General features: G+C 42.2%; 27 protein-coding genes. 10 read left to right on the top strand and 17 right to left on the bottom strand.

Translation table 11 applies throughout. From position 1 onward, the window contains the following. The first annotated feature begins 65 nt into the window (after positions 1-65). The 3 genes from OYT88_RS15515 to OYT88_RS15525 all read left to right on the top strand — a co-directional run bounded on the left by OYT88_RS15515 (position 66) and on the right by OYT88_RS15525 (position 2,136). Positions 66-314: an AbrB/MazE/SpoVT family DNA-binding domain-containing protein gene (locus tag OYT88_RS15515; RefSeq protein ID WP_274401252.1), complete on the top strand. Its 249-nt coding sequence runs from the start codon at positions 66-68 to the stop codon at positions 312-314. After that, positions 311-718 carry a type II toxin-antitoxin system death-on-curing family toxin gene (locus tag OYT88_RS15520; RefSeq protein WP_274401253.1) on the top strand — a complete coding sequence of 136 codons (408 nt, stop codon included), beginning with the start codon at positions 311-313 and terminating at the stop codon, positions 716-718. Before OYT88_RS15515 ends, OYT88_RS15520 begins: the two co-directional genes overlap by 4 nt. A 224-nt stretch (positions 719-942) precedes the next feature. Next, a complete protein-coding gene (locus OYT88_RS15525) occupies positions 943-2,136 on the top strand; it encodes an oxalate decarboxylase family bicupin (RefSeq protein WP_274401254.1) in 1,194 nt (397 codons plus the stop codon). A gap of 298 nt (positions 2,137-2,434) precedes the next feature. Here OYT88_RS15525 and nagA read toward each other — a convergent pair whose 3' ends face one another. From nagA to agaF, 7 genes are all read right to left on the bottom strand, one after another. Then, a complete protein-coding gene (nagA, locus tag OYT88_RS15530) occupies positions 2,435-3,601 on the bottom strand; it encodes an N-acetylglucosamine-6-phosphate deacetylase (RefSeq protein ID WP_274401255.1) in 1,167 nt (388 codons plus the stop codon). A gap of 75 nt (positions 3,602-3,676) precedes the next feature. Beyond that, a complete protein-coding gene (locus tag OYT88_RS15535; protein WP_274401256.1) occupies positions 3,677-4,549 on the bottom strand; it encodes a PTS system mannose/fructose/sorbose family transporter subunit IID in 873 nt (290 codons plus the stop codon). Beyond that, a complete protein-coding gene (gene agaW / locus OYT88_RS15540; RefSeq protein ID WP_274401257.1) occupies positions 4,539-5,345 on the bottom strand; it encodes a PTS N-acetylgalactosamine transporter subunit IIC in 807 nt (268 codons plus the stop codon). Before agaW ends, OYT88_RS15535 begins: the two co-directional genes overlap by 11 nt. Before the next feature lie 43 nt (positions 5,346-5,388). After that, positions 5,389-5,628: a PTS sugar transporter subunit IIB gene (locus tag OYT88_RS21085; protein ID WP_527194299.1), complete on the bottom strand. Its 240-nt coding sequence runs from the start codon at positions 5,626-5,628 to the stop codon at positions 5,389-5,391. Positions 5,629-5,663: 35 nt separating this feature from the next. Next, entirely contained in the window at positions 5,664-5,879 is a 216-nt protein-coding gene (locus OYT88_RS21090) for a PTS sugar transporter subunit IIB (RefSeq protein ID WP_338000559.1), read from the bottom strand. A 52-nt stretch (positions 5,880-5,931) separates the two neighbouring features. Beyond that, positions 5,932-7,104 carry an AgaS family sugar isomerase gene (locus OYT88_RS15550; RefSeq protein WP_274401258.1) on the bottom strand — a complete coding sequence of 391 codons (1,173 nt, stop codon included), beginning with the start codon at positions 7,102-7,104 and terminating at the stop codon, positions 5,932-5,934. 267 nt (positions 7,105-7,371) lie between these two features. After that, entirely contained in the window at positions 7,372-7,806 is a 435-nt protein-coding gene (agaF, locus tag OYT88_RS15555) for a PTS galactosamine/N-acetylgalactosamine transporter subunit IIA (RefSeq protein ID WP_274401259.1), read from the bottom strand. Positions 7,807-8,409: 603 nt separating this feature from the next. Here agaF and OYT88_RS15560 point away from each other — a divergent pair. Then, on the top strand, positions 8,410-8,595 hold the full coding sequence (locus OYT88_RS15560) for a hypothetical protein (protein ID WP_274401260.1): 186 nt from the start codon (positions 8,410-8,412) through the stop codon (positions 8,593-8,595). Positions 8,596-8,668: 73 nt separating this feature from the next. On the opposite strand, the gene OYT88_RS15565 is transcribed toward OYT88_RS15560, so the two are convergent. The 4 genes from OYT88_RS15565 to OYT88_RS15580 form a co-directional block, all read right to left on the bottom strand. Next, entirely contained in the window at positions 8,669-9,385 is a 717-nt protein-coding gene (locus OYT88_RS15565; RefSeq protein ID WP_274401261.1) for a GntR family transcriptional regulator, read from the bottom strand. Positions 9,386-10,656: 1,271 nt separating this feature from the next. Then, on the bottom strand, positions 10,657-10,905 hold the full coding sequence (locus OYT88_RS15570; protein ID WP_274401262.1) for an Imm59 family immunity protein: 249 nt from the start codon (positions 10,903-10,905) through the stop codon (positions 10,657-10,659). 16 nt (positions 10,906-10,921) lie between these two features. Next, positions 10,922-11,200, bottom strand: coding sequence for a hypothetical protein (locus tag OYT88_RS15575; protein WP_274401263.1), 279 nt, complete (start codon positions 11,198-11,200; stop codon positions 10,922-10,924). A 399-nt stretch (positions 11,201-11,599) separates the two neighbouring features. Continuing rightward, positions 11,600-11,872, bottom strand: coding sequence for a hypothetical protein (locus tag OYT88_RS15580; RefSeq protein ID WP_274401264.1), 273 nt, complete (start codon positions 11,870-11,872; stop codon positions 11,600-11,602). 106 nt (positions 11,873-11,978) lie between these two features. Between OYT88_RS15580 and OYT88_RS15585 the strand changes: the two genes are divergently transcribed. The 5 genes from OYT88_RS15585 to OYT88_RS15605 all read left to right on the top strand — a co-directional run bounded on the left by OYT88_RS15585 (position 11,979) and on the right by OYT88_RS15605 (position 15,321). Next, positions 11,979-12,152: a transposase gene (locus tag OYT88_RS15585; RefSeq protein ID WP_443217526.1), complete on the top strand. Its 174-nt coding sequence runs from the start codon at positions 11,979-11,981 to the stop codon at positions 12,150-12,152. A 31-nt stretch (positions 12,153-12,183) separates the two neighbouring features. Then, the gene (locus tag OYT88_RS15590; protein ID WP_274401265.1) at positions 12,184-13,374 is read left to right on the top strand and encodes a restriction endonuclease subunit S; all 1,191 of its coding nucleotides are present in this window, start codon (positions 12,184-12,186) and stop codon (positions 13,372-13,374) included. Positions 13,375-13,468: 94 nt separating this feature from the next. Next, a complete protein-coding gene (locus OYT88_RS15595; RefSeq protein ID WP_274401266.1) occupies positions 13,469-14,395 on the top strand; it encodes a site-specific integrase in 927 nt (308 codons plus the stop codon). 237 nt (positions 14,396-14,632) lie between these two features. Then, the gene (locus OYT88_RS15600) at positions 14,633-14,980 is read left to right on the top strand and encodes a hypothetical protein (protein WP_274401267.1); all 348 of its coding nucleotides are present in this window, start codon (positions 14,633-14,635) and stop codon (positions 14,978-14,980) included. A gap of 2 nt (positions 14,981-14,982) precedes the next feature. After that, positions 14,983-15,321 carry a hypothetical protein gene (locus tag OYT88_RS15605; RefSeq protein WP_274401268.1) on the top strand — a complete coding sequence of 113 codons (339 nt, stop codon included), beginning with the start codon at positions 14,983-14,985 and terminating at the stop codon, positions 15,319-15,321. A 107-nt stretch (positions 15,322-15,428) separates the two neighbouring features. Here the strand turns inward: OYT88_RS15605 and OYT88_RS15610 are convergent, their stop codons facing one another. The 5 genes from OYT88_RS15610 to OYT88_RS15630 all read right to left on the bottom strand — a co-directional run bounded on the left by OYT88_RS15610 (position 15,429) and on the right by OYT88_RS15630 (position 23,205). Then, the gene (locus tag OYT88_RS15610) at positions 15,429-16,655 is read right to left on the bottom strand and encodes a restriction endonuclease subunit S (RefSeq protein WP_274401269.1); all 1,227 of its coding nucleotides are present in this window, start codon (positions 16,653-16,655) and stop codon (positions 15,429-15,431) included. Between the two features lie 2 nt (positions 16,656-16,657). Continuing rightward, the gene (locus OYT88_RS15615) at positions 16,658-18,277 is read right to left on the bottom strand and encodes a type I restriction-modification system subunit M (RefSeq protein WP_274401270.1); all 1,620 of its coding nucleotides are present in this window, start codon (positions 18,275-18,277) and stop codon (positions 16,658-16,660) included. A 248-nt stretch (positions 18,278-18,525) separates the two neighbouring features. Then, on the bottom strand, positions 18,526-21,621 hold the full coding sequence (locus tag OYT88_RS15620) for a type I restriction endonuclease subunit R (protein WP_274401271.1): 3,096 nt from the start codon (positions 21,619-21,621) through the stop codon (positions 18,526-18,528). A gap of 483 nt (positions 21,622-22,104) precedes the next feature. Further along, complete coding sequence (locus OYT88_RS15625) at positions 22,105-22,599, bottom strand: immunity protein YezG family protein (protein WP_274401272.1); 495 nt, start codon at positions 22,597-22,599, stop codon at positions 22,105-22,107. A gap of 9 nt (positions 22,600-22,608) precedes the next feature. Beyond that, positions 22,609-23,205 carry a DNA/RNA non-specific endonuclease gene (locus OYT88_RS15630; RefSeq protein WP_274401273.1) on the bottom strand — a complete coding sequence of 199 codons (597 nt, stop codon included), beginning with the start codon at positions 23,203-23,205 and terminating at the stop codon, positions 22,609-22,611. A 1,110-nt stretch (positions 23,206-24,315) separates the two neighbouring features. On the opposite strand from OYT88_RS15630, the gene OYT88_RS15635 reads away from it, so the two are divergent. Next, positions 24,316-24,486, top strand: a complete 171-nt coding sequence (locus OYT88_RS15635) for a hypothetical protein (RefSeq protein WP_274401274.1) — start codon at positions 24,316-24,318, stop codon at positions 24,484-24,486. 295 nt (positions 24,487-24,781) lie between these two features. Here OYT88_RS15635 and OYT88_RS15640 read toward each other — a convergent pair whose 3' ends face one another. Beyond that, the gene (locus OYT88_RS15640) at positions 24,782-25,216 is read right to left on the bottom strand and encodes a hypothetical protein (protein WP_274401275.1); all 435 of its coding nucleotides are present in this window, start codon (positions 25,214-25,216) and stop codon (positions 24,782-24,784) included. Positions 25,217-25,220 lie beyond the last annotated feature (4 nt).

Below are 25,220 nucleotides of genomic sequence, written 5' to 3' on the forward strand. Positions count from 1 at the left end.
TAATGTATAAACATTAGAACATATGAATAAAATAAGAGAAAAAAGCAATGGAGGGCCTTCATATGATGCGCAACTACAGAAAAATCGTCAAGATGGGAAACAGCTACGGATCTACAATCCCCCCAAAAACATTAAGCCACCTTGGAGTTAAACCGGGAGATGAAATCAGTTTTGAAAATATGAAAGACGGGACCGTCCGGATCAAAAGAAAAACCACTCGCCTCCCAAGCGGAATCGATGAAGACTTCGTTTCCATGGTCGATGGCATCATCCAGGACAACGACGCCGTTTTCAAAGGACTCGTCAATCGATGACCTGCTATCTCGCCAAAAACCAGGTCATCTTCCTCAATGCGCTGCTCATTCAGACCTATTCGCCAACTGAAGATATTGGAATCAAAAATCCGGCTTTGTTAGACAGCGCCGTGAACCGGCCCCGGCAGTCCGCCTTCGGCAAAGACGCCTATCCGACGCTTTTCGAAAAGGCGGCGGCGCTCTTCCAAAGCCTGGTCCAGAACCATCCATTTTACAGCGCCAACAAACGGACGGCCTATGCGGCTCTCGAAGCCCTTCTGAGGATCAACGGTTTTAAAATCCAGACGGACGACAGGGAAAAAGAAGATTTCACCGTCAGAATCTCCGATCAGGAAAACCGAATCGCCCTTGCAGAAATCCGGACCTGGATCGAAAACCATTCCATCCCCTTTTTACAACCGTAAATCATCCGGAATTAAAAAAGGACAGGAACGCATTGGGACACGAAAGCGGGCAGGCCCTGATGGAACACGGCCATGACATCCAACTGGAATGCAAAGGAAAAGGCTGCATTAGGGGTTTTAAATGTACGGTGCTCCTTCGTAAAAAAAAGTGTATGCGGCGTTCTGTTATTTGCGGCGCGGTTTTGACATATACATTTTTCATCCGTTCATTTACGAGGTGCAGCATGGACAATCCGACTAATCAGCCCGTTCCGTTTCAATCAGTTCCGCAGCCGACTCGCAGCGACGGAGCGGGCAACATCGACAGAGGTCCCAGAGACCTGGAAAGGGATAGGCAGAATCTTGATTTATTGGTCCCTCCGGTAACAGACGCCCGACTTATTCCCAATTGCCGGTTTTCATTTTCCGATACACATATGGTCTTGAAACCGGGCGGCTGGTCAAGAGAAATTACCATCCGCGAGCTTCCGATCGCTACGACATTGGCAGGCGTCAATATGAGTCTGACGCCGGGAGGAGTACGCGAACTGCACTGGCATCAGCAGGCAGAATGGTCGTACATGCTGCTCGGACATGCGAGAATAACAGCTGTCGATCAAAATGGGCGCAATTTTATCGACGATGTCGGGCCGGGAGATCTGTGGTACTTCCCTGCAGGAATTCCTCATTCGATACAGGGACTGGAGGATGGATGCGAATTTTTACTTGTTTTCGATGACGGCCATTTTTCGGATTTTAATACGCTGAGTATTTCGGATTATTTGGCTCATACACCGCGGGACGTGTTATCGGCAAATTTCGGTGTGCCGGCGGATGCGTTCAGGAATATTCCGACCGAACAGGTTTATATCTATCAAGGAAAAGTTCCGGGAACGATTGACTCGCAGAAGGTACAATCTCCTTATGGGATCGTGCCGCAAAGTTTTAAGCATCGGCTGCTGGCACAAACCCCATTAAAAACGACCGGCGGCAGTGTACGGATTGTGGATTCATCGAATTTTCCTGTATCCAGAACGATCGCGGCCGCTCTTGTCGAAATTGAACCCGGCGCGATGCGGGAACTGCACTGGCATCCCAATAATGACGAATGGCAGTATTATCTGGCAGGGCAGGGACGAATGACGGTCGCGGCGACAAACGGCACGGCAAGAACCTTCGATTACCGGGCAGGAGATGTCGGCTACGTGCCGTTCGCGTTCGGTCATTATGTCCAGAATACCGGCACGGAAACATTATGGTATCTCGAAGTGTTCAAAAGCGACCGCTTCCAGGATGTATCACTCAATAACTGGATGGCACTGACCCCGGCCGAATTAGTTCAGAGTAATTTAAATATCGGCCCCGAGCTGCTTTATGCCCTGAGAAAGAAAAAATGGCCGGTTGTGAAGTATACCGGTTACTCTTATTACCCGAGGTGATATTTTAGAGGAGAGCGTACATCTCCGATATACTTTTATATCGCAAAGTCTGTAGTAAAGCCCGTTCTCTCCTAAGATACATACAAAGAAGCCACTCAATTGCCCGGTATACTTTTTTTACGATCTATTTTTCTTATGCTATTATTTCTCTTTCTCTTCAGATAAAATGGACTGCCTGGCCATTGCCGAGGCAAGACAAAAAAACTGTTACTATGATCTACTCGCATAGCAACAGTCTCAGCAGAAATTTATTTTTTGCAAAGGTTCATTGAATAACGGTTAAAAAGCAACGTTAAATTTAGTCTGCGGCTTGAGCCTGATACCTGGATTCTCCGTTTAAATAAGTTTCGCTTAGGCTCATATCATCATTTAACACCAAAAAATCTGCATCGCGATTAGGCAGAATACTTCCACAGACGTCTGCAATATTTGAACTGCGTGCAGGGACATAGCTTGCCATCAATACAGCTTCTTCAGGAGTTGCAATATTCCAATCGACAACATTCTTAACTGCATTCTTTAATTCCAAAATACTGCCGGCTAAACTATTACCAGCCTTCATTCGCGCCATACCATTCTGAACATAAACCGGAAATTCTCCCAATACATAATCACCGCATGGCATCATACCGGCCCGCATGCAATCAGTGATCAGAATAATATGCTCAGGTGTTTTATTTTCAATCAATGACCGTACAGCAAACGGATCGACATGATGTCCGTCACATATTAATTCATCATCAACTAAGTTCATGCTCAATGCAGCCCCTACCATCCCAAGGGCTCGATGATTCAGCCCACTCATACCGTTGAATGTATGTGTAAAGACCGTAGCACCCGCTTCAACACACCTTTTCGCCTGTTCAAAGGTCGCGTCGCTGTGGCCAAGAGCTACTACAGTTCCTGTCTGAACAACAGCTTTTGTAAAATCGGCGGCTCCCTGGCGCTCTGGTGCAATTGCTATCTTTTTCAGCAAGCCATGTGCCGACTCCTGCCAATCCCTGAACTCTCTAATATCCGGATCCTTGAAATATTTTGGATTCTGCGCACCTTTATGCTTTTCGGTGAAGTACGGACCTTCAAAATAAATTCCTTGAATCTTAGCACCCCGAGCTTCCTTATAATGTTCGCCTATTGTCTTGCACACAGCATTCAGCTGATCGAATGAAGCCGTTAATGTTGTTGGCAGCCAGGAGGTTACGCCGGCTTTCAATAAGCCTATGGACATTTCCTGAATCTCATTCCAATCATTGTCCATAAGATCATAATTCAACAGCCCGTGGATATGCGTGTCAACGAGACCGGGTGCAATCCATTTGCCGGTGTAATCAATAATTTTTCCAGCCGGCCTCTGTCCTTCACCTAAATATTCGCCAAACTTTCCATCGCTCGTTACTTCGAGGTATCCGCCATTTTCAGTCGTATTGTGTAGAAAAAACTTTGCCGCATGCAAATAATAAGACATTGAACCATTAACCTCCCCACTTTACAAGCATTTCGAAGATTTCCCCTGCAAAAATTTTCATAACAATTGTTGCGTTTAGAAAGCAAACAAATGGGTACCGGCCCCAACAAGTCCGATCACGACAGTTATAATGATCAAAGTCAGCGGCGAACGCCCCTTCTTTAGCATCCAAAAGCAAAACAAAGTATACAGCAATGGCAGCAATTTCGGCATGATCTTGTCAATCACGCCTGCTTGCAATGCAACTTTAACACCGCCGGCATTGATCTGTGCCAATGAACCGTCCAATTTAAAAGTGATGTAAGTTGCCACCAATGCCCCGACAACCATCAGCCCGACAATGGAAGCAGCACGAGAAATCTTTTTTGTGTTTTCCCGCATGGCCGCTATAGCCCTTGTACCTGTGTTATATCCATAATTCATTAACCAGAACAATAAACTAAAATGAACGGCGTTGAAAAGAATTAAAAATAGAATGGGGCCAAAAACATTACCCTGCATCGATAGTGAAACACCGATACCAGCCGTGATCGGCAGCAGAGTCAGCCAAAACAGAGCATCGCCAATTCCTCCCAGGGGACCCATTAAGGCAACCTTGACACCACGAATCGTGGAACGGTTTTCCTTGTTTTCCTCCATTGCCAGGATAACTCCCTGAATGAAGGTTACCAGAAATGGATGCGTGTTATAGAATTGTAAGTTATCCAATAAGGAATAGCTCAGATCTTTTTTGTTAGTATGAATTTTCTTCAACCCGGGGATCAGACTGTAAGTCCATCCCCCGCCCTGCATTCGTTCATAGTTAAAAGATGACTGCAGTAACAGTGAACGCCATACCATGTTATGAAGATTTTTCTTTGTCAGCACCTTTCTTGGCGTGGGATCTTCATAGGTATCAGGAATCTGAAGTTGATTAATATCCTTTGCTGTTTGTTCTTCAGATGCCATTGCTGTAGCCCCCTTCATCATTATCTGTATTCACTGCAGGCACAGCCTGAGGTGTATTTCCATCATGACTTGAACCTTTGAAGTAATCATATACAGCGATGCCCACTCCAATAATCGCGACCGCCAGAATCGGCAGACCGGCATAAGCTGCCATAACAAGTCCGAATGCAAAGAATGGCACGTACTCATTTTTCCACATGATCTTCAGCAGCATGGCAAAGCCAACAGCGGGCATCATTCCACCGGCAACCTGCAATCCTCCGAGGATCCATTTAGGAACTTCCTGAACCCAGACAGCAGCTTTGTCTGCGCCAAAGAATATGGGTAAAAATGAAATAATAAAATATCCGACAAACAGAATAGCGGGTTGGATCCAGGCCATGCGATCCAATTTTCTTGTATCGGCTGCAGCAGCAGCTTTGTCCATAGTGTGCATGACAGGAGAAAAAGCTGTGAACAGCAAGGTTATAATCCCTTGAACGGCAACCGCGAAAGGAACGGCGATCCCAACAGCAACCGTTGGTTTAACTCCTGTCAATATGGCAAATGCCGTTCCAATGATACCGCCGATAACCACATTAGGCGGCTGTGCCCCCGCAAGCGGCACCATTCCTGCCCAAACAAGCTCTAATGTCCCGCCGACAATCAGCCCTGTTTGAAAATCCCCAAGAATTAAACCAATAACAGCCCCGGTGACAATCGGCCGATGGATGTGAAATAATCCATTGTACAGATCAATTCCTGCAATACCGGCCCAGACGGCTATTAGTATTATCTGAATCACTGTGACATGCATTTTTCCAGCCTCCCAAACCAAAATCTAGCTCTACCTGTAAAGTTCACTGCACCTTTTTAAGCAAAGTCATCAGATCTGTCGCGTGTTCATTTGGAATTCCTTGAACTTCCAGTCGGATTCCCATGCTGTGCAAGCGATTGAATATTTCAACATCCTCTTCTGAAACTGATACAGTTGCCGACAATTGCTTCTTACCTTCCGCAAAATGAAGATTGCCGATATTAAGCTTTTTGATCGGGACACCGCCTTTAATCAGCGTAAAGGCGTCTTGAGGAGTTTTCATGACCAGTAAAATTTTTTGAAACGGTGCGGCTTTGCTTATGATTCGGATCGTCTTGTCCAAGTGAAAAAGCGAATGCCTACTGTGTCCGGAATCACCATTTCCATCAGATTCTGCTGAACTTCATCCTTAGCCACCGCATCGTTGGCGACTATAAGCAAATTTGCACCGATCGTGTTGACCCAGGTCATGCCGACCTGGCCGTGCACTAATCGATTGTCAATTCTTGCGACTAAAATATTTGGTGTTCCCACGCCGAAGCCCCCCATAATTGATTTCTATGCCCGCACCTTTGCAGCCGGCCGGTCATTCCGCTGAATACGGATACAGAGTTACACCCTTCACAACCCGATTAACCGTTCCATTTGAAGACGGTGTATCCGGTTTGTTGCCCACCTTAATAGAACTGAGCAGAGCTAAAGTCTGTGCAAATAAGATGTCCGGCAATGCCAGATAAACGTCAGGAAGATCCGGGTCGCCTGTTTCAAAAATAAAACTGTCGCCCGTGAAATTCTTACCCTTCCTGATACCGACAGCTACAGTACGCTTAGCAATCTGATCCTTACGGATCTCTTCCAAAATATCGATATCATACTGGCGGGTATAACGATCATTGCTAAGAAAGTCGAATACTAAGGTCTGTTGATTGATAAAAGATTTTGGCCCATGCCTAAATCCCATGGAAGAATCGAAGATCGTCGCTAACTTTCCCGCGGTCAACTCTAATACCTTCAACTGAGCCTCACGTGTGAGTCCGGCTAAACTTCCCGAACCCAAATAAGCAATTCTATTAAAGTCTTCATCTACCAAAGCCTGAATTTCAGATTCACGATCAATCAGTTCATGGGCCATTTCAACGAGTGTGTCAATATATTTTTTCTTCTTTTCCATATCGAGCTGATCAAAAACGAGCAGCGCCGTCAGGGTCATGCATGAAAAACTGCCCGTCATAGCAAAGCCCTGATCATTCGCTTCAGGCTGTAACAGAATTAAATTCTCAGCTTTGTTCTCCATCCGCTGAACTAACTTTCCTCCCGCATAACAAGTGATTGTAAGCTGGTACAGCTGCTTGACAATTTGCTCGGCCAGTTCAACAGCCGCTACACTTTCCGGAGAATTTCCGCTTCGCGCAAATGAAACCAAGAGTGTAGGCGTATCGGCCTCAAGGTAATCGTAGGGGGCAGAAACAATACTAGTCGATGGTATTGATTCGAAACTAAAGTGGCTCCGATCGCCATTTTTTGTTAAATAAGGTACTATTGTGTCTCCGACATAAGCAGACGTACCTGCCCCAGTAAAGATTACTCGAACACAGCCACTCGTTTCGGCTTTAATCTTATCTATAAAATTAGCAATATTTGAATTATTTTTGACGAAGTTCTGGAATGTTTCCTGCCAAAGCTCCGGCTGCTGTTTAATCTCTCTTGTCGTTATTTGTGCACCCATCGTGGTGAGTTCTGTCTCATCTGTATCAAACATTGATATATTCCTCCCAGTTTTTAATTTATCTATTAATGGGTAAATAATATTCAGCTCGTTACCCTTTCAAAAAGTGACGGGAATTCCTGTTTCTAGGATTTGCCCTTATCCGCGCTGTCTTTCTATGACCAAATCGATACCCACCTTTTTTCACACTTAAACTGACTCTGCAAACTATCACAACCAGCTAAAACAAGAATTGAATTGAATTTCTTTCTGAAGGGAGTCATTTGTACAAATCAAGAACAACTTTGTACATAAAATCATTCAAATGCCCTCTTTGCCCTCTTCTTCATTGTTTTGTTTCTTATTGCAGCGTTGATGAAAGCGGACAATACCGCCTTGGCCTGCAGTAACGGCAACCTTGATGAATCGTTCCATATTCAGGCTGCGCTGAAAAACTATTTCCATGAGCATTGGAATATTAGTTCCGGACAGAATTTCAATGTTCTGATGTTTAAACTTACTCGCCGCAGCCTGATTAAATGGAGTCCCTCCCGGAATGTCGGTGAAAAAGATTATGCCTTCACACGAATCCATTCTCTGAATCGCTGTTTCAAATTTCTGATGCAATTCGTCCGCGGTCATCCCCTTTGTAAAATCAATCGGAACAAATTTTTCTTGCTCACCTCCCAACAATTGGATTGTTGAATAGATACCGCTCGCAAAGTTTCCGTGTCCTGTTAAAACAATGCCTATCATTTTCATGGCTCCTTAAGGATCATTAAAAAGTCTGTAAAGAATGGATCTGTATTCTATGCTTATTGGTACCAACCACAGTACCATTGTAAGCGCAATTATAGTATGTGTCAACTTGATCATTAAAAATATATAGCAACCATTTTATCGAGAAATGATGATTATTGAATGAACATCTCTTATTTATCAGTAATTTAAAGGCTTGATTCTTAACAGGTCTATCTTTTTTAAATCATTTTTCAATACTTCCAGTACTCATTAAATATGTTTTCATTTGGTACCAGTTATCCCATTCTACACTGATGTACCTAAAAGTGTAAGAAACAAATTTATAAACGAGCGGTTGCATGCGGATTACTCAAAAATCAATCTTTGACATAACATCCGCGGCTATTTTCAAGTTATTAAGATCATTGAAAGCTTAATCAAATATTTTCGGAAAATATAACAAGTGAGCCAAAACGCCGCATCAGACCTCATTGGTATAATTATACAATGGCTCAAAAAGGCCTTAACGTCAGGATTTCTCATGGCCCTCGGTATAAGGACATGGGAATGCCGGTTTAATGAGATTGATCAAGTAGGTGAAATTGATGAATATTGATAATGAAGCAATGGTACATCGACAGCCCTCAGGCCCAATCGGGCACACGGATTGCAGCTATTTTATTAAAATCCTGGATTGACGGCCATCTTAATGTTGAGGCGTTCTCACTAATTGTTGCATTCGGGCAGAAACTATCGGAGAAAAAACGTTTGCTGTATTCTTTTAATATCAAACATGAGGATTAATTTTAGAAAAAAGCATTTGAAAATTGACAGAAATACAAGAGCATATTTTTTCATTGGTTACGCTCTTAAAAAATTATTGATCAGGCATGTGACGAACACTATAAACGAATTGATCGCTCCGAGCTACACTCAGTGTATACTCAATGATCTGGTTTTTTTGATCAAATGAAGTACGTGTTAACTTTAAACAAGGAGAGCCATCGGGTACCTCTAACAATTTCGCATCGTTCCCGCTGACAATACTGGCACGAAAAGTTTCATCCGCTATGTGAACTTTCTCCCCATAGTCTTCTTCAAAAACCTTATAGAGCGCACGATAAGCCAATTTATCAACCGAAAGGCCTAAAAATAGATGCTGCGGCGAGTACGTCCGCTCAACCATCATAGGCTGATCATCAGCAATCCTGACACGTTTTAATTTATAGATACGTTGGCCCAATGAAACGTTCAGCTTCTCAGCAAAAAACTTATTTGCAACGATCGATTTAAGATACAAATTTTTCGTTTTGGGTTCATGTCCCAAACTGCGCATCTGTTCGCTGAAACTATAAGCAGCGCTTAAGTTAGTCATCTGCCGATTCTGATTCGATACAAAGGTCCCTTTACCGTGACGACGGTAAATATATCCCATAATTTCCAGCTCATGCAGAGCCTGCCGTACGGTGTTACGGCTCAGTCCATATTGTTTAGAAAGATCACGTTCTGAAGGAAGCTTTTCATTGGGCTGCATTTCATTATCAATTTTCTTCCGCAGCAAATTGACTAACTGATCATATAAAGGACTTATCATATGCATATTAACCTTTCTTTTAGTGGTACCAACCACAGCTATTGTAGACACATCTCAATAGTATGTCAACAGGGCTCTACTCAATGCTGACAATTAATCTTACTTTGAGGATGTTATAATACCAGTACTGATGCAGAGGGGGCGTCTCATGCTTGGGAAACCTTATTTCCCCACTGATCTAATCGAATACTGTTAAAAACACGTCCGTTATTCAGATCCACTTCAATTTGCAAAATGACATTAACCATATAAAAATTGATCGGCCTGTTAGAGCGATGCAGGAATTTAATTTGATGATTCGAGATGACATAAATGTTCGTAATTGAGGCGGTCAGGCTACTAGAAAAATCCTTTATTATCCTGAATTTCCGAAATTTATAACGAGGGAATTCAGGTTGTAAAAGGTATCGTCGATCTGGTGGTTGACCGCATCGCCGGTCTCTTGTTTTTGATAATTGGATTTTGAGCCACTCTGATAACATCATCGTGAGCCATCCTTGACTTGTAAATTGGAAATTATGGGATGTCTTGACATGGAGCCTCTAGAGGCATGACTGCTCTCGAAAAGCGTCGCACAAAGGTTTTTCGAGCAGCGGCAAGTTTATCATGCCTCCCTCTCCATGTAAAGACGATGCTCCAACTGGAAATGGAGTGGCTCACGGTTGTATGAGCGAGATGGCGCTATTTCAATTATCAAAAACATCTCTACCGTAGAGGTGTTGGTTTCTGGTAATTGTGGTCCAATTTGTCTAGTTTGCCAATTATTTGTTTTTAATTGAATTCTTTTTTCGGTGCAAACTCCCACCGTTGATTCATTCTAAAAAATAAATATGAGTATCCCTTTAGCTCATTTTCCTGCTGTGCCGTCAAATGATGATCGACTTTTCCTGAGACCGTCAATCGCTCGAAAGACGAAGAGTCCTTTCTCAATCAATAAACTTACAATTTGATAGATCAGGTGCAACGGAATCGGGCGTAACGATCGATAAACGGCGCCTGACGGTTTATAAGCCAGGTACGGCCGGATACATAAGTTGAAGGGATCCCCATTAAAATAAATGGGACTGTCTCATAGGTCAATTTTTTTACTATGAGACATCCTCATTAAATGTTTTCGCCATTGAATAAAGGACAAACAGTCTCAGGATATGGTTTACCGATCTTACTTACCATGACAAGCTGAAAAAGTTGAATAACAACATTGCGATTAAAAAAGGGCAAATAAGTTGAAACTTTTGCTCGACCCTTTTGCTGAACAGCTTTAATTCAATTTATTTTTTAAATAATTTTTTCTCTGTCATTGCTCTTTTTATAAAATTATCTAACGCTTTTTCTTGACTATCAAATTTTTTTACTGAGCCCGTGACTACACTCGCTCTTTCATCAGTTACATATACATACCAATTTTTCCCTTCTCCTTTAATTCCTACTTGGTTTTCTTTCAAGTGTTTTTCATCAAACCAATTCACATGTTTTAATTTCTCATCAGCAATAACTTTTTTTGCTTCATTTTCTAACATAATTTAATGTTACCTCCTAGTTAATTTCTCTTAATAAACCAAGTTTTTCTAAGTAATCCACAGTCAAAGGAAGTTCATATTGGACAGCTCCACCCTTGGCTGCAAACCCGGAAGCCACTTGTCCACTTTGGGGGATCAATTTACTGTAGTCCCCATTATAATACCTAAAAACCATAGTATCGATAGAATCTTTGAGTTCTTGATCTTTACAATTCGAAATTATTTTCTCTATATCACTGAAATTTCCAGTAACTTCATATTGATGATACTTAGCTGCATCTTCAATATATGGCAATGATCTTTGATCATAACTGTACGGTACTCAATCTTGGACTGGCGAAGTATATCTCCCATCATTCGGTCCATATCTATCAACTACTTCTCCTAGTTTTGGAATGTAGGGTTCTTTTATTGCATTCCCTGACTCGTCTAAGACATATCCACCATTTGGAACTTGCGACCAATCAATACTTCCATCAGGGGTTAAAACGTTGGAATCCTTTGGGATCCGTATTTCTTCCGGCCATTTTCCTGTCTGTCTAAATTCTTTTGCTAATTTACTATCTATATGACTCAGGTATGCGTCAAGTTCTTTTGATGAACATTTCGATCGACTTAAAAGTTTCTCTGTGTGAGTTCCAGCTTCACTAACGCCATTAACACCCTGAACGTCCTCTATCTTACTATAATTAATCTAAGGATTGACACTTTCCTTAGACGCCGTCTGCCGGAATGTACTTTTGACATCCTGAATTATACTCTCTGCGCCGGCAAATTCCGGCTGCAGGTCGCCCAGAGTCGTCACGCCCTTTGTGCCCATACGGTCGATCGCGCTGAAAGCACCGGCGGCCTTGAAAGCAGGGATTACGTCTAGCACGCCGAAGACGCCCTTCGTGACCCGCTCTTCCGTGCTCAGATTTCGCCCGGAGATCAGGCTCATCCCGGTGGCCGCGTCGGTCAGCTGCACCCGCGGCGATTCCGGCCGGCGGGCAGGCGATCGTCAGGATGACAGGAAATGGCAGGCCTTTTGAACCCCCTGCTTTTTAAATGATCCGATTCTTCGCATTCAAGTAATTCTGGATAATCATCCAGCCCATGCTTCAAAAGAAACGCCTGCTTACCTAGAAGCCGTACCGAATCGATTTAAGTTTGTTTTCACCCCAACGCACGCTTCATGGCTGGACATCATTGAATCCTTTTTCGCGAAAATGAGCAAAAGCTGCCTGCGTCCTATTCGTTCAGAGTAGAGCGTATATTTTCGCTTGGGAGCAGCGTGAGTTGGGAGAATTGATCGAAGAATATACTGAAGTAGTACCTGGAACTACAGGCATTCCCGTCGCTACATCATCCAGAAAGGGATTATTTTTGCAGGATGAGTACTTCAATGGGGGACGAACAGGAATAGATGAATCGGTCGATTTTCATCGTGTACCGCAAGGATATATCACCTATCGGCATATGTCAGATGATTCAATTTTCCACTTTAATCAAAATGGCTTGGGGACTGACGTGTTAGTATCTAAAGAATATCCAGTGTTCAAGTCAAATGATTTATCTGACCAACGTTTTATTCTTGCCAATCTAAATAATTCATCATCATTTTTAAACTTCTCAATGATGCAAAAGAAGGGCGGAACTCGTGTCCGTTTGTATTTCGAAATATTAAAAAAGTACGGTCTAAAAATTCCAATAATTGAAGAACAAACTAAAATCGGCACCTTCTTCGAGAAACTTGACAGCCTTATCGCTACAAATCAACGGAAATTGAAAAAGACCAAAGCACTAAAATCTGCTTACCTTTCTGAAATGTTTCCCTCAAAAGATGAAAATAAGCCAAAACTGAGATTTGCTGGATTCACTAATGCGTGGGAACAGCGGAGGCTCGATGCGGTGTTTGCCCCTATACCCAATAACACGCTTTCAAGAGCGAACTTAAATTATACAATTGGTAAGATTAAAAACGTTCACTATGGGGACATTCTCATCAAATATGGGGCTGTGACAGATTGTAGAAGAGATGAGATTCCTTTCATAACAGGGGGAGAAATTTTTGATTATCGGAGCCAACTTCTCCAAGAAGGAGATATTTTAATAGCCGACGCTGCCGAAGATGAAACAGTCGGGAAAGCTACTGAAATAGCAGGAATTTCCAACATTCCCGTGGTATCGGGACTGCATACTATCGCTTGCAGACCAAAAGTGAAAATGCAACCTTGCTATTTGGGATACTATATGAACTCGCCCTCATATCATCAGCAATTATTACCGCTAATGCAGGGAATCAAAGTGCTTTCGATTAGCAGAACGAATCTTGCCAAGACTACAGTATTCTATCCGATTTCAGAGCAGGAGCAGTCGCAAATCGGAAGACTTTTTGCTGGTTTAGACCACCTCATCACCCTTCATCAGCGTAAACTAGAAGAATTGCAAGAACTGAAAAAAGCTTACTTACAGCAGATGTTCATATGATTGTGATTTGGATTAAACTTGTTTCCGCGTTTGTGTCATCTTCTTTATACTAAAATAGCGGCTTATGTCGCTATTTTTATTTGGAGGTGTGCGGATGGCACATAAGAATCAGTTTTTCCATGCATATTTTCAGGAATGGATGCGGCTTTATAAGCAAGGCGCAGTTCGAGATGTAACGTATCGAAAGTATGAAATGTCGCACAAACACCTGAAGGCCCTAGCGCCTGATTTGAAACTTTCCAATTTGAATCGGCAGTCCTATCAGGCGTTATTAAATGATTTTGCACTTAATCATGAGCGGCAGACCACGATGGATTTTCACCATCATTTGAAGGCAGCCATTCTGGACGCTATTGATGAAAGCTTAATTAAGCGTGATCCCACGCGTAAAGCAGTTATTAAAGGGACTGTGCAGCGATCACACAAAGTAAAATTCCTTCACCAGCGTGAATTAACACAACTGCTTGAGAAGCTTGAATTAAATCAAAATGTTTCGTGGGATTATTTTATTCTACTAATTGCTAAAACCGGCCTGCGATTTGGCGAAGCGCTTGGCATTACGCCCTCAGATTTTGACTTTTCGAAGCAACAATTAATCATCAATAAAACATGGGATTATAAATCCGAACAAGGTGGTTTCGCGCCAACCAAGAATCGTTCATCAATGCGAAAAGTCCCTCTGGATTGGCAAGCAGCAATGCAGTTTTCACAGCTTATCCGGCATTTACCAGAAGATCAACCTATTTTTATACGAGAGGGACAACGGGTTTATAATGAAACAGCCAACGACTATCTCGAAAGGTTATGCAAACGTGCAAAAATTCCGATCATCAGTATCCATGGCTTACGCCATACCCACGCATCGCTTTTACTCTATGCCGGCGTATCCGTTGTCTCTGTGGCAAGACGTTTGGGACATGCCAACATGAGCACTACACAGAATACTTATTTACACATTATTCAAGAACTGGAGAGCCAGGACAACGACAAAATTATGCGTTACCTTACTTCATTGATATAACAGAAAAAGCACAGATACATACTTTTATGTGTACCTGTGCTTTTAACTAAAACTTGAAAATGGAAAAAGCGAATGCATTTAATTCCTTACAACATTTGCATTTATCCATCATGGTGGGCTTTTGATTACTCCGTTTTTAGAGTGATTTATTACTTAACATTTCACTCGTTCATGTGTATAATTCATATGAAAAGCAAATAATAAGGGAAGATGAGAGCAAAAATGGAGGGTTCAACAATGATCAAGCCAAAGTTCAGTGAGGATCAGATTGTTCCGGCTTCCGTCGCTTCCAAAACCCTGGGAACTGTTCGCAGAAAAGCAAAACAGGCTCCGCAGTTCATTTCCGAAAATAATAAAATCGAATCAGTCATACTGGACTATCATCAGTATGAAGATCTGATTGTCCGGCTGCACAAATTAGAAGATGACCTGTTTTACCAGGAAGTGCTTAGGCGTATTGAAGACGCAGACTCTGGTAAGACGAAGCCAATCCCGTTAAAAGACAGTATGTCTAAAAAAGAATATGAAGCCTATCAAAAGATGGATCCGGATGATATTCCTGACAGCGAGTTGTTTGAGGACTAATAATGGCTAGGTTCAAGATCGAGTATATCAATGCACAGGCGGAAAAAGAATTCTATAATCTTGACGGTTCTGTGCGCATAATCATTCAGAAGGCTTATCGACGATTAGAATACAGGGCAGATGAAATAGGAAAACCATTATCCGGCAATCTTTATCAGTGTAAGGAAATAAAACTCAGACATATCGGCATTCGGATTGTTTTTCGATTAATTGGCTGGCAGATACAGGTTGTGCAGATCATTGCCATCAACAAACGGGAAGATGATCAGGTGTTCGGGATAGCTGAGGATCGAATAAAAAATAGATTAAATTTTCCGACTACTAACTTAAGAGATGATTGAGGGTTTTCCTGCCCATTTTTTATCCGGACTGTAGCAGCAGCACACTTTGCTGTGATTAAATACCAAGAGCACAAGCACGCTATCTTTTAAAGTGCTTGTGCTCTTAATCAAATAAACATCTGTTGCAGATAGGCTTTCTTTAATTTTTTAAGATGATCGAGTTTATGTTGGTTTGCAATGATAAGATTGTCGAATTTTTGAAATAGCTGTCCAATCTTGTGTTGCTCAGATATTGATGGGATATTAATTGAAATTCCAAAGAAGGCGGACTTGTTAATATTTAATAATCCATCCATTCGTGCTCCTGAAGTAACTAGCCTTCCTAATTGGCGATCCGGGAGTTTAGACGAGAATAGATAATCAATAAATGTTGCATCTGATTGATCTGTAGTTTCAAAACTATGATAAATTCTAGGAACCAGTGCTTTAGCGTACTCTTTTAATTCAAAGACAGCTCCGAATTTTGCCAACTTTGAATTACCGTGATTATAGGAAAGCTGTCCCTTGGAAAGTAATGTATAGTTCTTTAACTCCAAACCAGCAATCACTTGTGAAAAACGATCTTTTTGATTCATCCAACCATTTTCAGCAGAAATTGTAAGTATAGGTAAATTAGTTTTACCGTTATTGCCCGATACTTCACGGACGACTTCTCCCAACTTACGCCGCTCCCATGGTGCAGAGTATCCTTTAAATCGAAGTTTTTGCTCAAAAATTTGTTGTAAATAGCCCTTTTTCAGTAACTTCAGCTTATCAAGTCTTCGCTGATTTGTAGCGATAAGGCTGTCAAGCTTCTCGAAGAAGGCGCCTATTTTGGCCTGTTCATCTTTTAAAGGCGTGATATTAATAGGCGTCTTTTTACCACGTTCAATGGTGTAATGAGAAATTGTCCCAATATGTGCCGTCTTCTTAATATAGTCTTGAACTAGGTCACTTATGAACGAATAAAACAAAAAATTACCGTTAAGTGCGCCTTTATTTTTAAACCAAATTAGATCAGCATCTTTGAAATATAGTGGTTTATCGGTCTTTACAAGCATAGGAACACCGATAGACCCACCACCAGTGACCAACAAGTCTCCTATTCTCAACTTACCACTTTGTGCAACCAGCACATCATAATGTTCTTGAGAAATAAAGACCTTTTCATTTTCTTTATGATTGAAAGCTGCTACGACATCGCTAGAGCGTAAAAATGGAACTCCAGATTCTGTCCATTCTGAGCGATGTACTCGCTTAGCAGATGAAACTTCCATCAATTCTCCCAACTCACGCTGCTCCCAAGCGTTCGTAAAGCCTTTAAAACGGAGTTTTGGATAGTTTTTCTTCGGCATGTTTACTTCTCCGTCCCCTTGTCTGTTTCGACTAATTGAGCCTCCATGGCAGCGAATTCTTTCTCTAGTTTGGCAATTTCCGTGTCAATGTCGGCTATGTCTGCCTTCACTTGCGCCAAGTCAATCGGTTCTTCTTCTTCAAATGTATCGACGTAACGCGGAATGTTCAAATTGAATTCATTTTCCTTGATTTCATCCAATGTGGCCACGTGTGCATATTTTTCAATATCTATACGGTTTTTGTAGGCTTCGACAATCTTGCTAATATCTTCATCGCGCAAGATATTCTGTTTCTTTCCTTTTTCAAAATCCTTACTGGCATCGATAAAAAAGATATCCTTAGTTTTGCGGCTTTTCTTGAATACTAGAACCGTTGTCGGAATACCTGTTGAATAAAACAGACCTGCCGGCAGGCCGACTACGGCGTCTAGCTGATTTTTTTCGATAATCGTTTTTCGTATCTTGCCCTCGGCCGCACCGCGGAACAGAACACCGTGCGGCAAGACAATGGCCATTGTCCCGTTATCGTTCAAATGGTAAATGCCGTGTAAGACAAAAGCAAAATCAGCTTTACTAGCCGGAGCCAATGCGCCATAATCCTTGAAACGCGGATCCTTGAGCTTTTTAGGATTATTATCCCACTTCATTGAATAGGGCGGATTCGCAACAACAGCGTCAAAGCTGCGCGGATGATCAACACCATGTGCATCCGTTCCGTCCGGCCAGTCTTCTTCTAATGTATCCGCGTTACTCAAAGTCATATTCTGATAATCAATCCCATGCATCATCAGGTTCATTCTTGCGAGATTATAAGTCGTCGTATTTAATTCTTGTCCGTGAAAACGGACCTTACCCGGCTTCTCTCCATGCGGCAGTTCACTCTTGACTGTCAGCAATAGCGAACCCGAGCCCATGGTTGGATCATATACGGTAAAGGGCTCGTCATCATCCGGCGCGCCCAGGGCTACGAGTTTAGCCAATACTTTAGAAACCTGGTGCGGCGTATAGAATTCACCGGCCTTTTTACCGGAATTACCGGCAAATTGAGCGATTAGATATTCATAAACGTCACCCAGGATGTCGTGCCCCGCTTCATCGTTATAGTCAAAACGGTCTACTAATTCAACGATACCGCTCAGAGCCTTTGCACGAGCCGTTGTGCTGTTCCCGAGACGCGTATTGCCGAGATTGACATCGGTAAAAATTTCACGAAAGTCATTCTCGGCACGAACGTTGATCACAGCATTCCTGTTGAAATCATCAAACATATCCTGAAAATCAGAAGGAGCAATTTTATCATTATGTACTTTTTCAACAATAGTTGCCCAAGTGTTCTCCGGTGAAATTGCGTAGCCCAGGACACCGGCGATATCTTCCAGATAATCTTGCAAATCTTCTCCGGCCGCTTCCGAACGATAGGCGTCATTGACAGTCTGCCCGTCCTCAGGTGACAGGATATCTTCTGACACTAAATAGGTTTCCTGGTGTTCGGACAGATAGCGGTAAAACATAAATCCTAGAATATAGTTGCGGAACTCGCTGGCATCCATGTTTCCCCGCAGTTTATTGGCCATCGACCACAATTCACTCGTAATATCACGTGCTCTATCAGCTGTACCCATACTTACCTTCTCCTAGTGTAAAAAATCTAGAAGTCTTCCAATTAGTTATAGACTTCCAATTATTTAGTATATACTATCTGATAATCTGTAAAGAGATTTAGCCAAAAATTTAGTTGGCATACTACCGGACTCGCTGTTCGCATTTCTCCGAACAGAAGTGTTAAAGAAGTACCCCAAGGTCATAAAGTGACGCTGAGGCACCCCGGTTTGGTCAATATTAAAGAAACTTTTCTGCTCATCAAGGCCTCTTAGTATTTTTTCTTGATTTTATCGGCGAACGTTGTAAATGCATGACGCAATTCATTGCGGTATTTGACTTTGCTTAAATGATGCACCTCATCAAGCTCCGCATCTTCCTGATAAAATGCCTGCCCTTCCCGGATGATCGTATTGAGCTCTCCGGTCTGGTTTAAATCATCAGCCCCCTGTGTGTGCTTATCAATCAGTTCATTTATTAACTGAGTATTCTTAATGTCGACAAGCCCCCATTGCCGTTTAAATCCTAATATTTCAGCACGTTCATGACGGGCCGTATTACTACGGATCAGCTGTTTGACATGGGACACCTGAACGGGATATTCAGAAACCTCTGCTGAGCCGTCAACCAAGGCGCTTGTTGTTGCCTTAATCTGTTGCGCGTATTTTTGATCCTCCAATTGATCGGCCAGCTTATCAACTTCTTGGCGCGTTGACTGAGCGCCTACAAGATCATTGATATGTACCTGATTAGCCAGTTGGGCAATGAGCTCCTCAAGATAGTCGTAATTGACTTCAACGTCTTTCACGTGCTCCATGCGAAGCGTTAGGTCTTCAATATCGAGATGGCGTTTCTTCGCGATATGCTCCTTCAACTCGTTGGCAAAAGTGGTTGTCAGTTTAATTTCATCATCACCGCTTATGCCCAGTTCTTGTAATAAGGCTTCCGGATTCTGATCATCATACCGGTCATCCTGCTTTAATTTAGCCATCGTCCGGTTATAATGATGCAATAGTTCATACATACGTTCTTGTTGGGATTCACTGCGCGGCAGATTTTCAAAACCATTAGATAAATCATTTAAATCTGAAACTATTTGTTTCATTTCCGACATCAATTCATCAAAAGGTTTTTCCAGAATACCGTCACCGTCATCAATATCCAGTTCTGTCTGAACGTTGGCTGAATTTCGATTGGCATATTTGGCCAGCGCCTCTTTCATCAGCTTTTCCGAATTTTGGGGCCAGCGATAGTTTACAATTCGGCCAAACGGCTTATCTTGCATGTTCTGAACACGATTGGTTCGCGAATAAGCCTGAATTAAAGCAGCGCCTTTAAGTGTTCGATCCACATACAATGTGTTTAATTCCGGAGCATTAAACCCTGTCAATAATTGATCCACAACAATGACCAAGTCCAGGTAACGACCGTCGTCAGCCGTTTTGTTTAAACGCGAGACGACACTTTCTGTATATTCCTTAACCTGGCGATCATCAAAATGGCTGCCGAATGTTTCGTTATAATCCTGTGTCGCGCGGTGCAGCGATTCATTCGTTTCCAGCTGATGATCCCCATTCGAAGTATCCTGACTAAATGTAATCCCGATCTTCAGCGGACGTTCCATGGCTGCGTTCTGCTTTTTAAATTCATCGTAATACATCATCGCCATCGGCGTAGAGGCTTTACCGCCGCCGACATGTGTTGTAAACAACGCATTGTATTTATAATTATTGGAACGTTTCTTCCAATTTTTCAGTACATCCGCAACGACCAGACTGACGTGTTTCGGATTCATATCATAGACACTTGGCACGATGGTGTCGTCCATATCTTCCGGCGCCAAATGCGCAATGCGCACCTGGACTTCTTCATCATTCCATTGCGGATAACGGTATTGAAAATATTGAGGCAGATAGTCTTGGCGCATGACCTCATCGGATAAAGTCGTTTCAAAATCAACTTTAAAACCTAACACATTGCGATCGGCAATCGCATCGCGAATGGTATACGCATGCAGTAAATCTCCGAAAATTTGCCGGGTAGTCGGACCATTGTTCGTATCAAAGACCGGAGTCCCCGTATAGCCAATCCATGCGGATTTGGGAAAGGCTTCTTTAATGCGCTTTAACATGTCGCCAGACGTCGAACGATGGGCTTCGTCGACTATAAAAACAACATTCTTATCTAATTTTGGGAAGCTTTCACGGCGAACCAGACCGTCCATTTTCTGAGTCGATGTGACAATAATACCGGATTTCTTGGATTTCAGTTTTTGCGCCAGGACTCTTTTATTAGCGGTTTCGTCAACAACACCGTTTTTGCCGTCTTCACCGGAATCAGGATCATAAGCCTTGTACTCATCGACTGTTTGATTCGTCAGCGCAATACGATCCACTAAGAATACGACTTTATCAACATTAGGCAGACGTGATGCCAGCCAGGCGGCTTTAAAGGAACTAATCGTTTTACCTGAACCTGTTGTATGCCAAATATAGCCGACTTCCTTAGCGTCCATACCAAATTGATGTTCGCGCAATTTTTGAATGACACGACGTGTCGCATATACCTGATAAGGTCGCATCACCTTAATCATTTGCCGATTCTTGGTACCGTCCAGAATCATGTAATTCGTCGCCATCCGGTGCGCCATCGGAATGGACAACATCTTATTAGCAAACTCTCGCCAATCACGAACGGGAACGTTATCCTCTTCTCGTTGCCATCGGAAGGCAAAATCCGTATTAAACCGGTCAGCCGTTGTATTTGCCATGTAACGTGCATCGTGCGGTGTTATCGCGACTAAAATTTGGACAGTCGAAAAAATATCAGTATATTGTTTTTCCTGAATATACTGGTGCATCTGATTTAGGGCCTCTTTGGCGTCATGACCATCGGCTTTTTCTTCAATTTGGATAATCGGTAAACCATTAATCAGTAAAGTGACGTCAAAACGCCGTTCCTTCTTCCCTGATACGACAGCTGGTCGCTTAATTTGTGTTACGATTTGATAAACCGTATTTCCGGCACCGATTTGATCTTGATCAAATACTGTCAGGAATACGTGCCGTCCGTCATCCAGATCCACTTCGATTTGCGAAACGCCGTTCAAACCATATAGAAATTGACCGGCCTGATAGGGCGTCATTAAACTGATAATCTCGGACTTAACCTGACCGAATTCCGTTTCAGATAACGGTTGATTTAGTTTGTCAGGGTTATTTTTTTCAAGAATTTGTTTAAAGTTAATCCATAATTGCGCAGTCGTTTTAATTTCAGGAGTAAAACGCCACTGTTTCGTACCGCCCAGGTTAGCGAGATGTTCTACTAACTTACTTTCAAAGACTTGTTCGTTATGTTCTGCCGACATTTTTTCTCCCCATTTATCTGTTTTGAGTAATAATTACTTACTTTAATTGTAAATGATAGACGGATCATTTTCAGCACTAAAATTACAGAAAATTACTATTTAAAGAATATGCCCCTTGGCATAAAATCTGATATTTTCAGTTATAAAGATTCAAATAGCGGCATTCGAAATAGTGCATGTCCGCATTGATTTATCGGTCGTCGGTAAGTTTATCGATCGTTATACACGATTTTTCGGTCGTAATGCACGGCTTATCGGTCGTCACAGCAAGTTTTTCGGTCGTCGTGCATGGGTTATCCGTCGACATGCATGGTTTACCGGCTTGCCCAGGCGGCCGATCACGTTGAAAGTCGTCGTTTTTTCTAGCTCATTTCTTAAGGCCTTATTTTCGTACGGGTAAAGTACCTTATTAGTAAAAGGGACATCAAGATCAAGTTTTTGAACTCAATCTCAATGTCCTTTTTACTTTTCAAATACGACGAATCATGAAGAATGCTCTCTCTCATACTCCTCCATCTTTTTCATCATTTGCATATCAATGTTGTTTGCATCGACATTACCAATCTTTTTATATTGAAAATAATCTTTTCTGTCAGTTGTGCCAAATTCTGATTGGCTCCAGTCCGCATAATCATATGATGCTTTCATTTTCCCTTTAAAGTCTACTATCATTGAAAATGAATACCACAGTTGTTGCTGATTTTCTTTAAAAACATCTTGGAGATTTACTAATAAATCGAACAGTCTGTCTTCCAGTTTTTCATAAATTTTTCTATCCACATTAAAATCATCCGGTATAAAATAGCAATAAAAATATTTGTCAGGATTATCAAGTAATGTATAAAAGAAATACACTTCCCCTTCCCCGTTTTTAAGTTCTCCATTAAAATAAAATTTTCCCCAATTTGCTGGTATCATATTATTAATTAAAGCAGCTATTTCTCTATAAATTTCATTTAATTTTAATTCAAATCCCACTTTAGAACCTCATTCATTTTTTATTCGCCTAATTGGTAGTTTACCATCAATGTTATATGACACTTTAAACATATCAGGCCTTTTTGAATTGCCAGGATATCCTATATCTATCTGGACATTTCTAACAGATTTATTATCTTTTATTGTATTGGCCCATTCTTGTTCCATGCTGTACCAGTCGCCACCAGACCGGTTAATATTTTTACTCTGAGGCAAAAGATTATCGATATCACCTGAGCCTCTAAATTGTGAAGCAATTAAGTGTCCACCATCATCTGTTGGTAATCTATCACTTCCTCCAACACTTCTCTGTGCATATGGATTTCTTTTTGCTGCTCCATATTCTAATTTATCTACCTCTACATTCTTGATTCTTCCTAAACTACCTGTTTTATAATTATATCCGACTTCTGTTGCATATTTAGAATTAGACAAAAGTTTCTTTTTACCATTTTTTCCTTTAATAATGTGCTTACCATATTGTACTTCTTTAATTTGTGGAACATCATCCGACTGCTTGGAAATTCCGCTAACTTTTTTAACACCCTGAACATCCTCTATCTTACTATAATTAATCTGAGGATTGACACGTTCCTTAGACGCCATCTGCCGGAATGTGCTTTTGACATCCTAAATCAGACTTTCTCCGCTACCTGTATCACTGACCCCTGAAGCGCCGCAAATTCCGGCTGCAGGCCACTCAGGGAAATCTGGTCTCCCGCCGCGTCTTGTTTCACGCTGTCTATCCCTAACGGCTTACCTGTTTTAGATGGATCAGCCGCCTTCCGGACGCCTGGCCCATCGTTTTCGTCAGGCCGCCCAGGGTCGTCACGCCCTTTGTGCCCATCCGGCCGATCACGCTGAAAGCGCCGGGGCGGCCTTGAAAGCGGGGATCACGTCCAGCACGCCGAAGACGCCCTCCCTGACCCGTTCTTCCGTGCTCAGCTTCCGCCCGGAGATCAGGCCCGCATCGGTCAGCTACATCGCCCCATAGGCGGCACCCGCGGCGATTCCGGCCGGCGGCCCGGAAGGCTTCGTATTTTTTTTCAGTGAAACAGCCATCAGGCCGCTGCTGTTAAAGAGATCTTCGAACGTGATCGACTGTTTCGTCACCTGCACATAGGCGGCGACGGAGGCAGGCGGCCGGCCCGCCTGGCATTCTTTGACGTTCAGCGTGTTTGGGGTGTGATACCGGTGATCGACAGCTGCGATATTTCCGCGACAAACGCGTCCATTTGTTTGTAAAAGGGATCGTCAATCTGGCGGCTGACCGCGTCGCCTATCCATTGGGGTCACTTGCTGACCATTCTTAGTACTGACTGCATCCTGGTGAAACGAAAAATCATTTGGATCTGCGGTATGAGGTGGGACATTGAGCACGTCTTTAGGGCAAGTCAAACTCTTTCGCAGGCTTCAAAAAGAGTTTTAGAACTGGTTGTATGCTCTCTTGAATAGTGTAGGCGCTAAATAATAGACCTTCTCATGATTATGGAGTCAGAAGATAATTGCCTCTATCAATTCATCAGGAGAATAACCCATGATAAGAGCGGAGCGGACAATCCATCTGGAAAAAATGAATGAATGATTTCGAATCGAGTGGGCTAACGGGTGTCCAGTGATGCACGGATCAGCAGATTCCCCTAAGTGAATTGGCTGCACTAGTTGCTTTCAATGCGGCATTCTGCGCATTCAAACGCTCAATGGATGACCGATGATGTGAAAAATCAGGAAATGAATGTTCTATTCATTCACTTGGACCCGTCGAAAATTGAACCTTATGCCGGATTCGACCCGGATCTGTTTACGGATGCCATCCGTGCTTCGTGCCTTGTGATTTGGAAATCCGCGATCAAAACCGTCTATCTGCCAAAGGGAAGTTACAGATAACGGCCATTATCTTTTCAAGGCTCATCCTCTTTGCACAACGCGACCGTTGCAATTCAGGGAAACGGATATTGGGTACCCAGTTCCACGAGTTTTGTGACCAAATATGCGAACTGGATTAGGCTGCTTGCACTGACTCAATTTGCAGATCTTCTTCAGAATGCTTTATCAGGAACAAAAAAAGAGATCAGAAAATAGGTCACACGCTAACTCCGCCAGTGGATTTCAGGATTACCCACTATGTCAAATCCACCCGCCTGAACTGAGCTTTCGACAGTTAAGAATAATCCAAACATAATTAGTATCTATATCTTATTGAAATACACACATTACCACTCTTAGGGTCAACATATGATGTTACCTTACCCCATTGTAAATTGTATATTACCTCATTATCTCTAATAATGTCTGGAAAACCTAATAATTTCTTTAACCAATTATCATGACTATCTTTTTTTAATTTAACCTTATAATTTGACCAATTAGCATAACTATTACTTAAATTTTCATCTGCATTTTCAAGTTCTACATATTGAATATTCTCTTTTTTAAACCCTACTATTATCCAAAATTCTATATCATAAATGCTATATTTTTTACTAAATATGAATAGATCTTCATTGCTATTATATGGCATTAAATCATCTTTAAAATAGTTAATAAATGAATTTTTATCTAATTGCTTATCAATACTTATATTATTTACAGGCAATTTTTCTTCTATTCTATTCAATGCA

The sequence above is a fragment of the Sporolactobacillus sp. CQH2019 genome, assembly GCF_028765345.1.
Taxonomy (GTDB): Bacteria; Bacillota; Bacilli; order Bacillales; family Sporolactobacillaceae; genus Sporolactobacillus.

Excerpts from the sequence above, each read along its gene's own strand:
- OYT88_RS15630 (WP_274401273.1), bottom strand. The coding sequence starts at position 23,205 with ATGGCGTCTAAGGAACGTGTCAATCCTCAGATTAATTATAGTAAGATA.
- OYT88_RS15620 (WP_274401271.1), bottom strand. The coding sequence starts at position 21,621 with ATGTCGGCAGAACATAACGAACAAGTCTTTGAAAGTAAGTTAGTAGAA.
- OYT88_RS15605 (WP_274401268.1), top strand. The coding sequence starts at position 14,983 with ATGGCTAGGTTCAAGATCGAGTATATCAATGCACAGGCGGAAAAAGAA.
- OYT88_RS15535 (WP_274401256.1), bottom strand. The coding sequence starts at position 4,549 with ATGGCATCTGAAGAACAAACAGCAAAGGATATTAATCAACTTCAGATT.
- OYT88_RS15565 (WP_274401261.1), bottom strand. The coding sequence starts at position 9,385 with ATGATAAGTCCTTTATATGATCAGTTAGTCAATTTGCTGCGGAAGAAA.
- OYT88_RS15570 (WP_274401262.1), bottom strand. The coding sequence starts at position 10,905 with ATGTTAGAAAATGAAGCAAAAAAAGTTATTGCTGATGAGAAATTAAAA.
- nagA (WP_274401255.1), bottom strand. The coding sequence starts at position 3,601 with ATGTCTTATTATTTGCATGCGGCAAAGTTTTTTCTACACAATACGACT.
- OYT88_RS15600 (WP_274401267.1), top strand. The coding sequence starts at position 14,633 with ATGATCAAGCCAAAGTTCAGTGAGGATCAGATTGTTCCGGCTTCCGTC.
- OYT88_RS15610 (WP_274401269.1), bottom strand. The coding sequence starts at position 16,655 with ATGCCGAAGAAAAACTATCCAAAACTCCGTTTTAAAGGCTTTACGAAC.
- OYT88_RS15615 (WP_274401270.1), bottom strand. The coding sequence starts at position 18,277 with ATGGGTACAGCTGATAGAGCACGTGATATTACGAGTGAATTGTGGTCG.
- OYT88_RS15550 (WP_274401258.1), bottom strand. The coding sequence starts at position 7,104 with ATGTTTGATACAGATGAGACAGAACTCACCACGATGGGTGCACAAATA.
- OYT88_RS15525 (WP_274401254.1), top strand. The coding sequence starts at position 943 with ATGGACAATCCGACTAATCAGCCCGTTCCGTTTCAATCAGTTCCGCAG.
- agaF (WP_274401259.1), bottom strand. The coding sequence starts at position 7,806 with ATGATAGGCATTGTTTTAACAGGACACGGAAACTTTGCGAGCGGTATC.
- OYT88_RS15520 (WP_274401253.1), top strand. The coding sequence starts at position 311 with ATGACCTGCTATCTCGCCAAAAACCAGGTCATCTTCCTCAATGCGCTG.
- OYT88_RS21085 (WP_527194299.1), bottom strand. The coding sequence starts at position 5,628 with ATGAAAACTCCTCAAGACGCCTTTACGCTGATTAAAGGCGGTGTCCCG.
- OYT88_RS15515 (WP_274401252.1), top strand. The coding sequence starts at position 66 with ATGCGCAACTACAGAAAAATCGTCAAGATGGGAAACAGCTACGGATCT.
- OYT88_RS15560 (WP_274401260.1), top strand. The coding sequence starts at position 8,410 with ATGAAGCAATGGTACATCGACAGCCCTCAGGCCCAATCGGGCACACGG.
- agaW (WP_274401257.1), bottom strand. The coding sequence starts at position 5,345 with ATGCATGTCACAGTGATTCAGATAATACTAATAGCCGTCTGGGCCGGT.
- OYT88_RS15595 (WP_274401266.1), top strand. The coding sequence starts at position 13,469 with ATGGCACATAAGAATCAGTTTTTCCATGCATATTTTCAGGAATGGATG.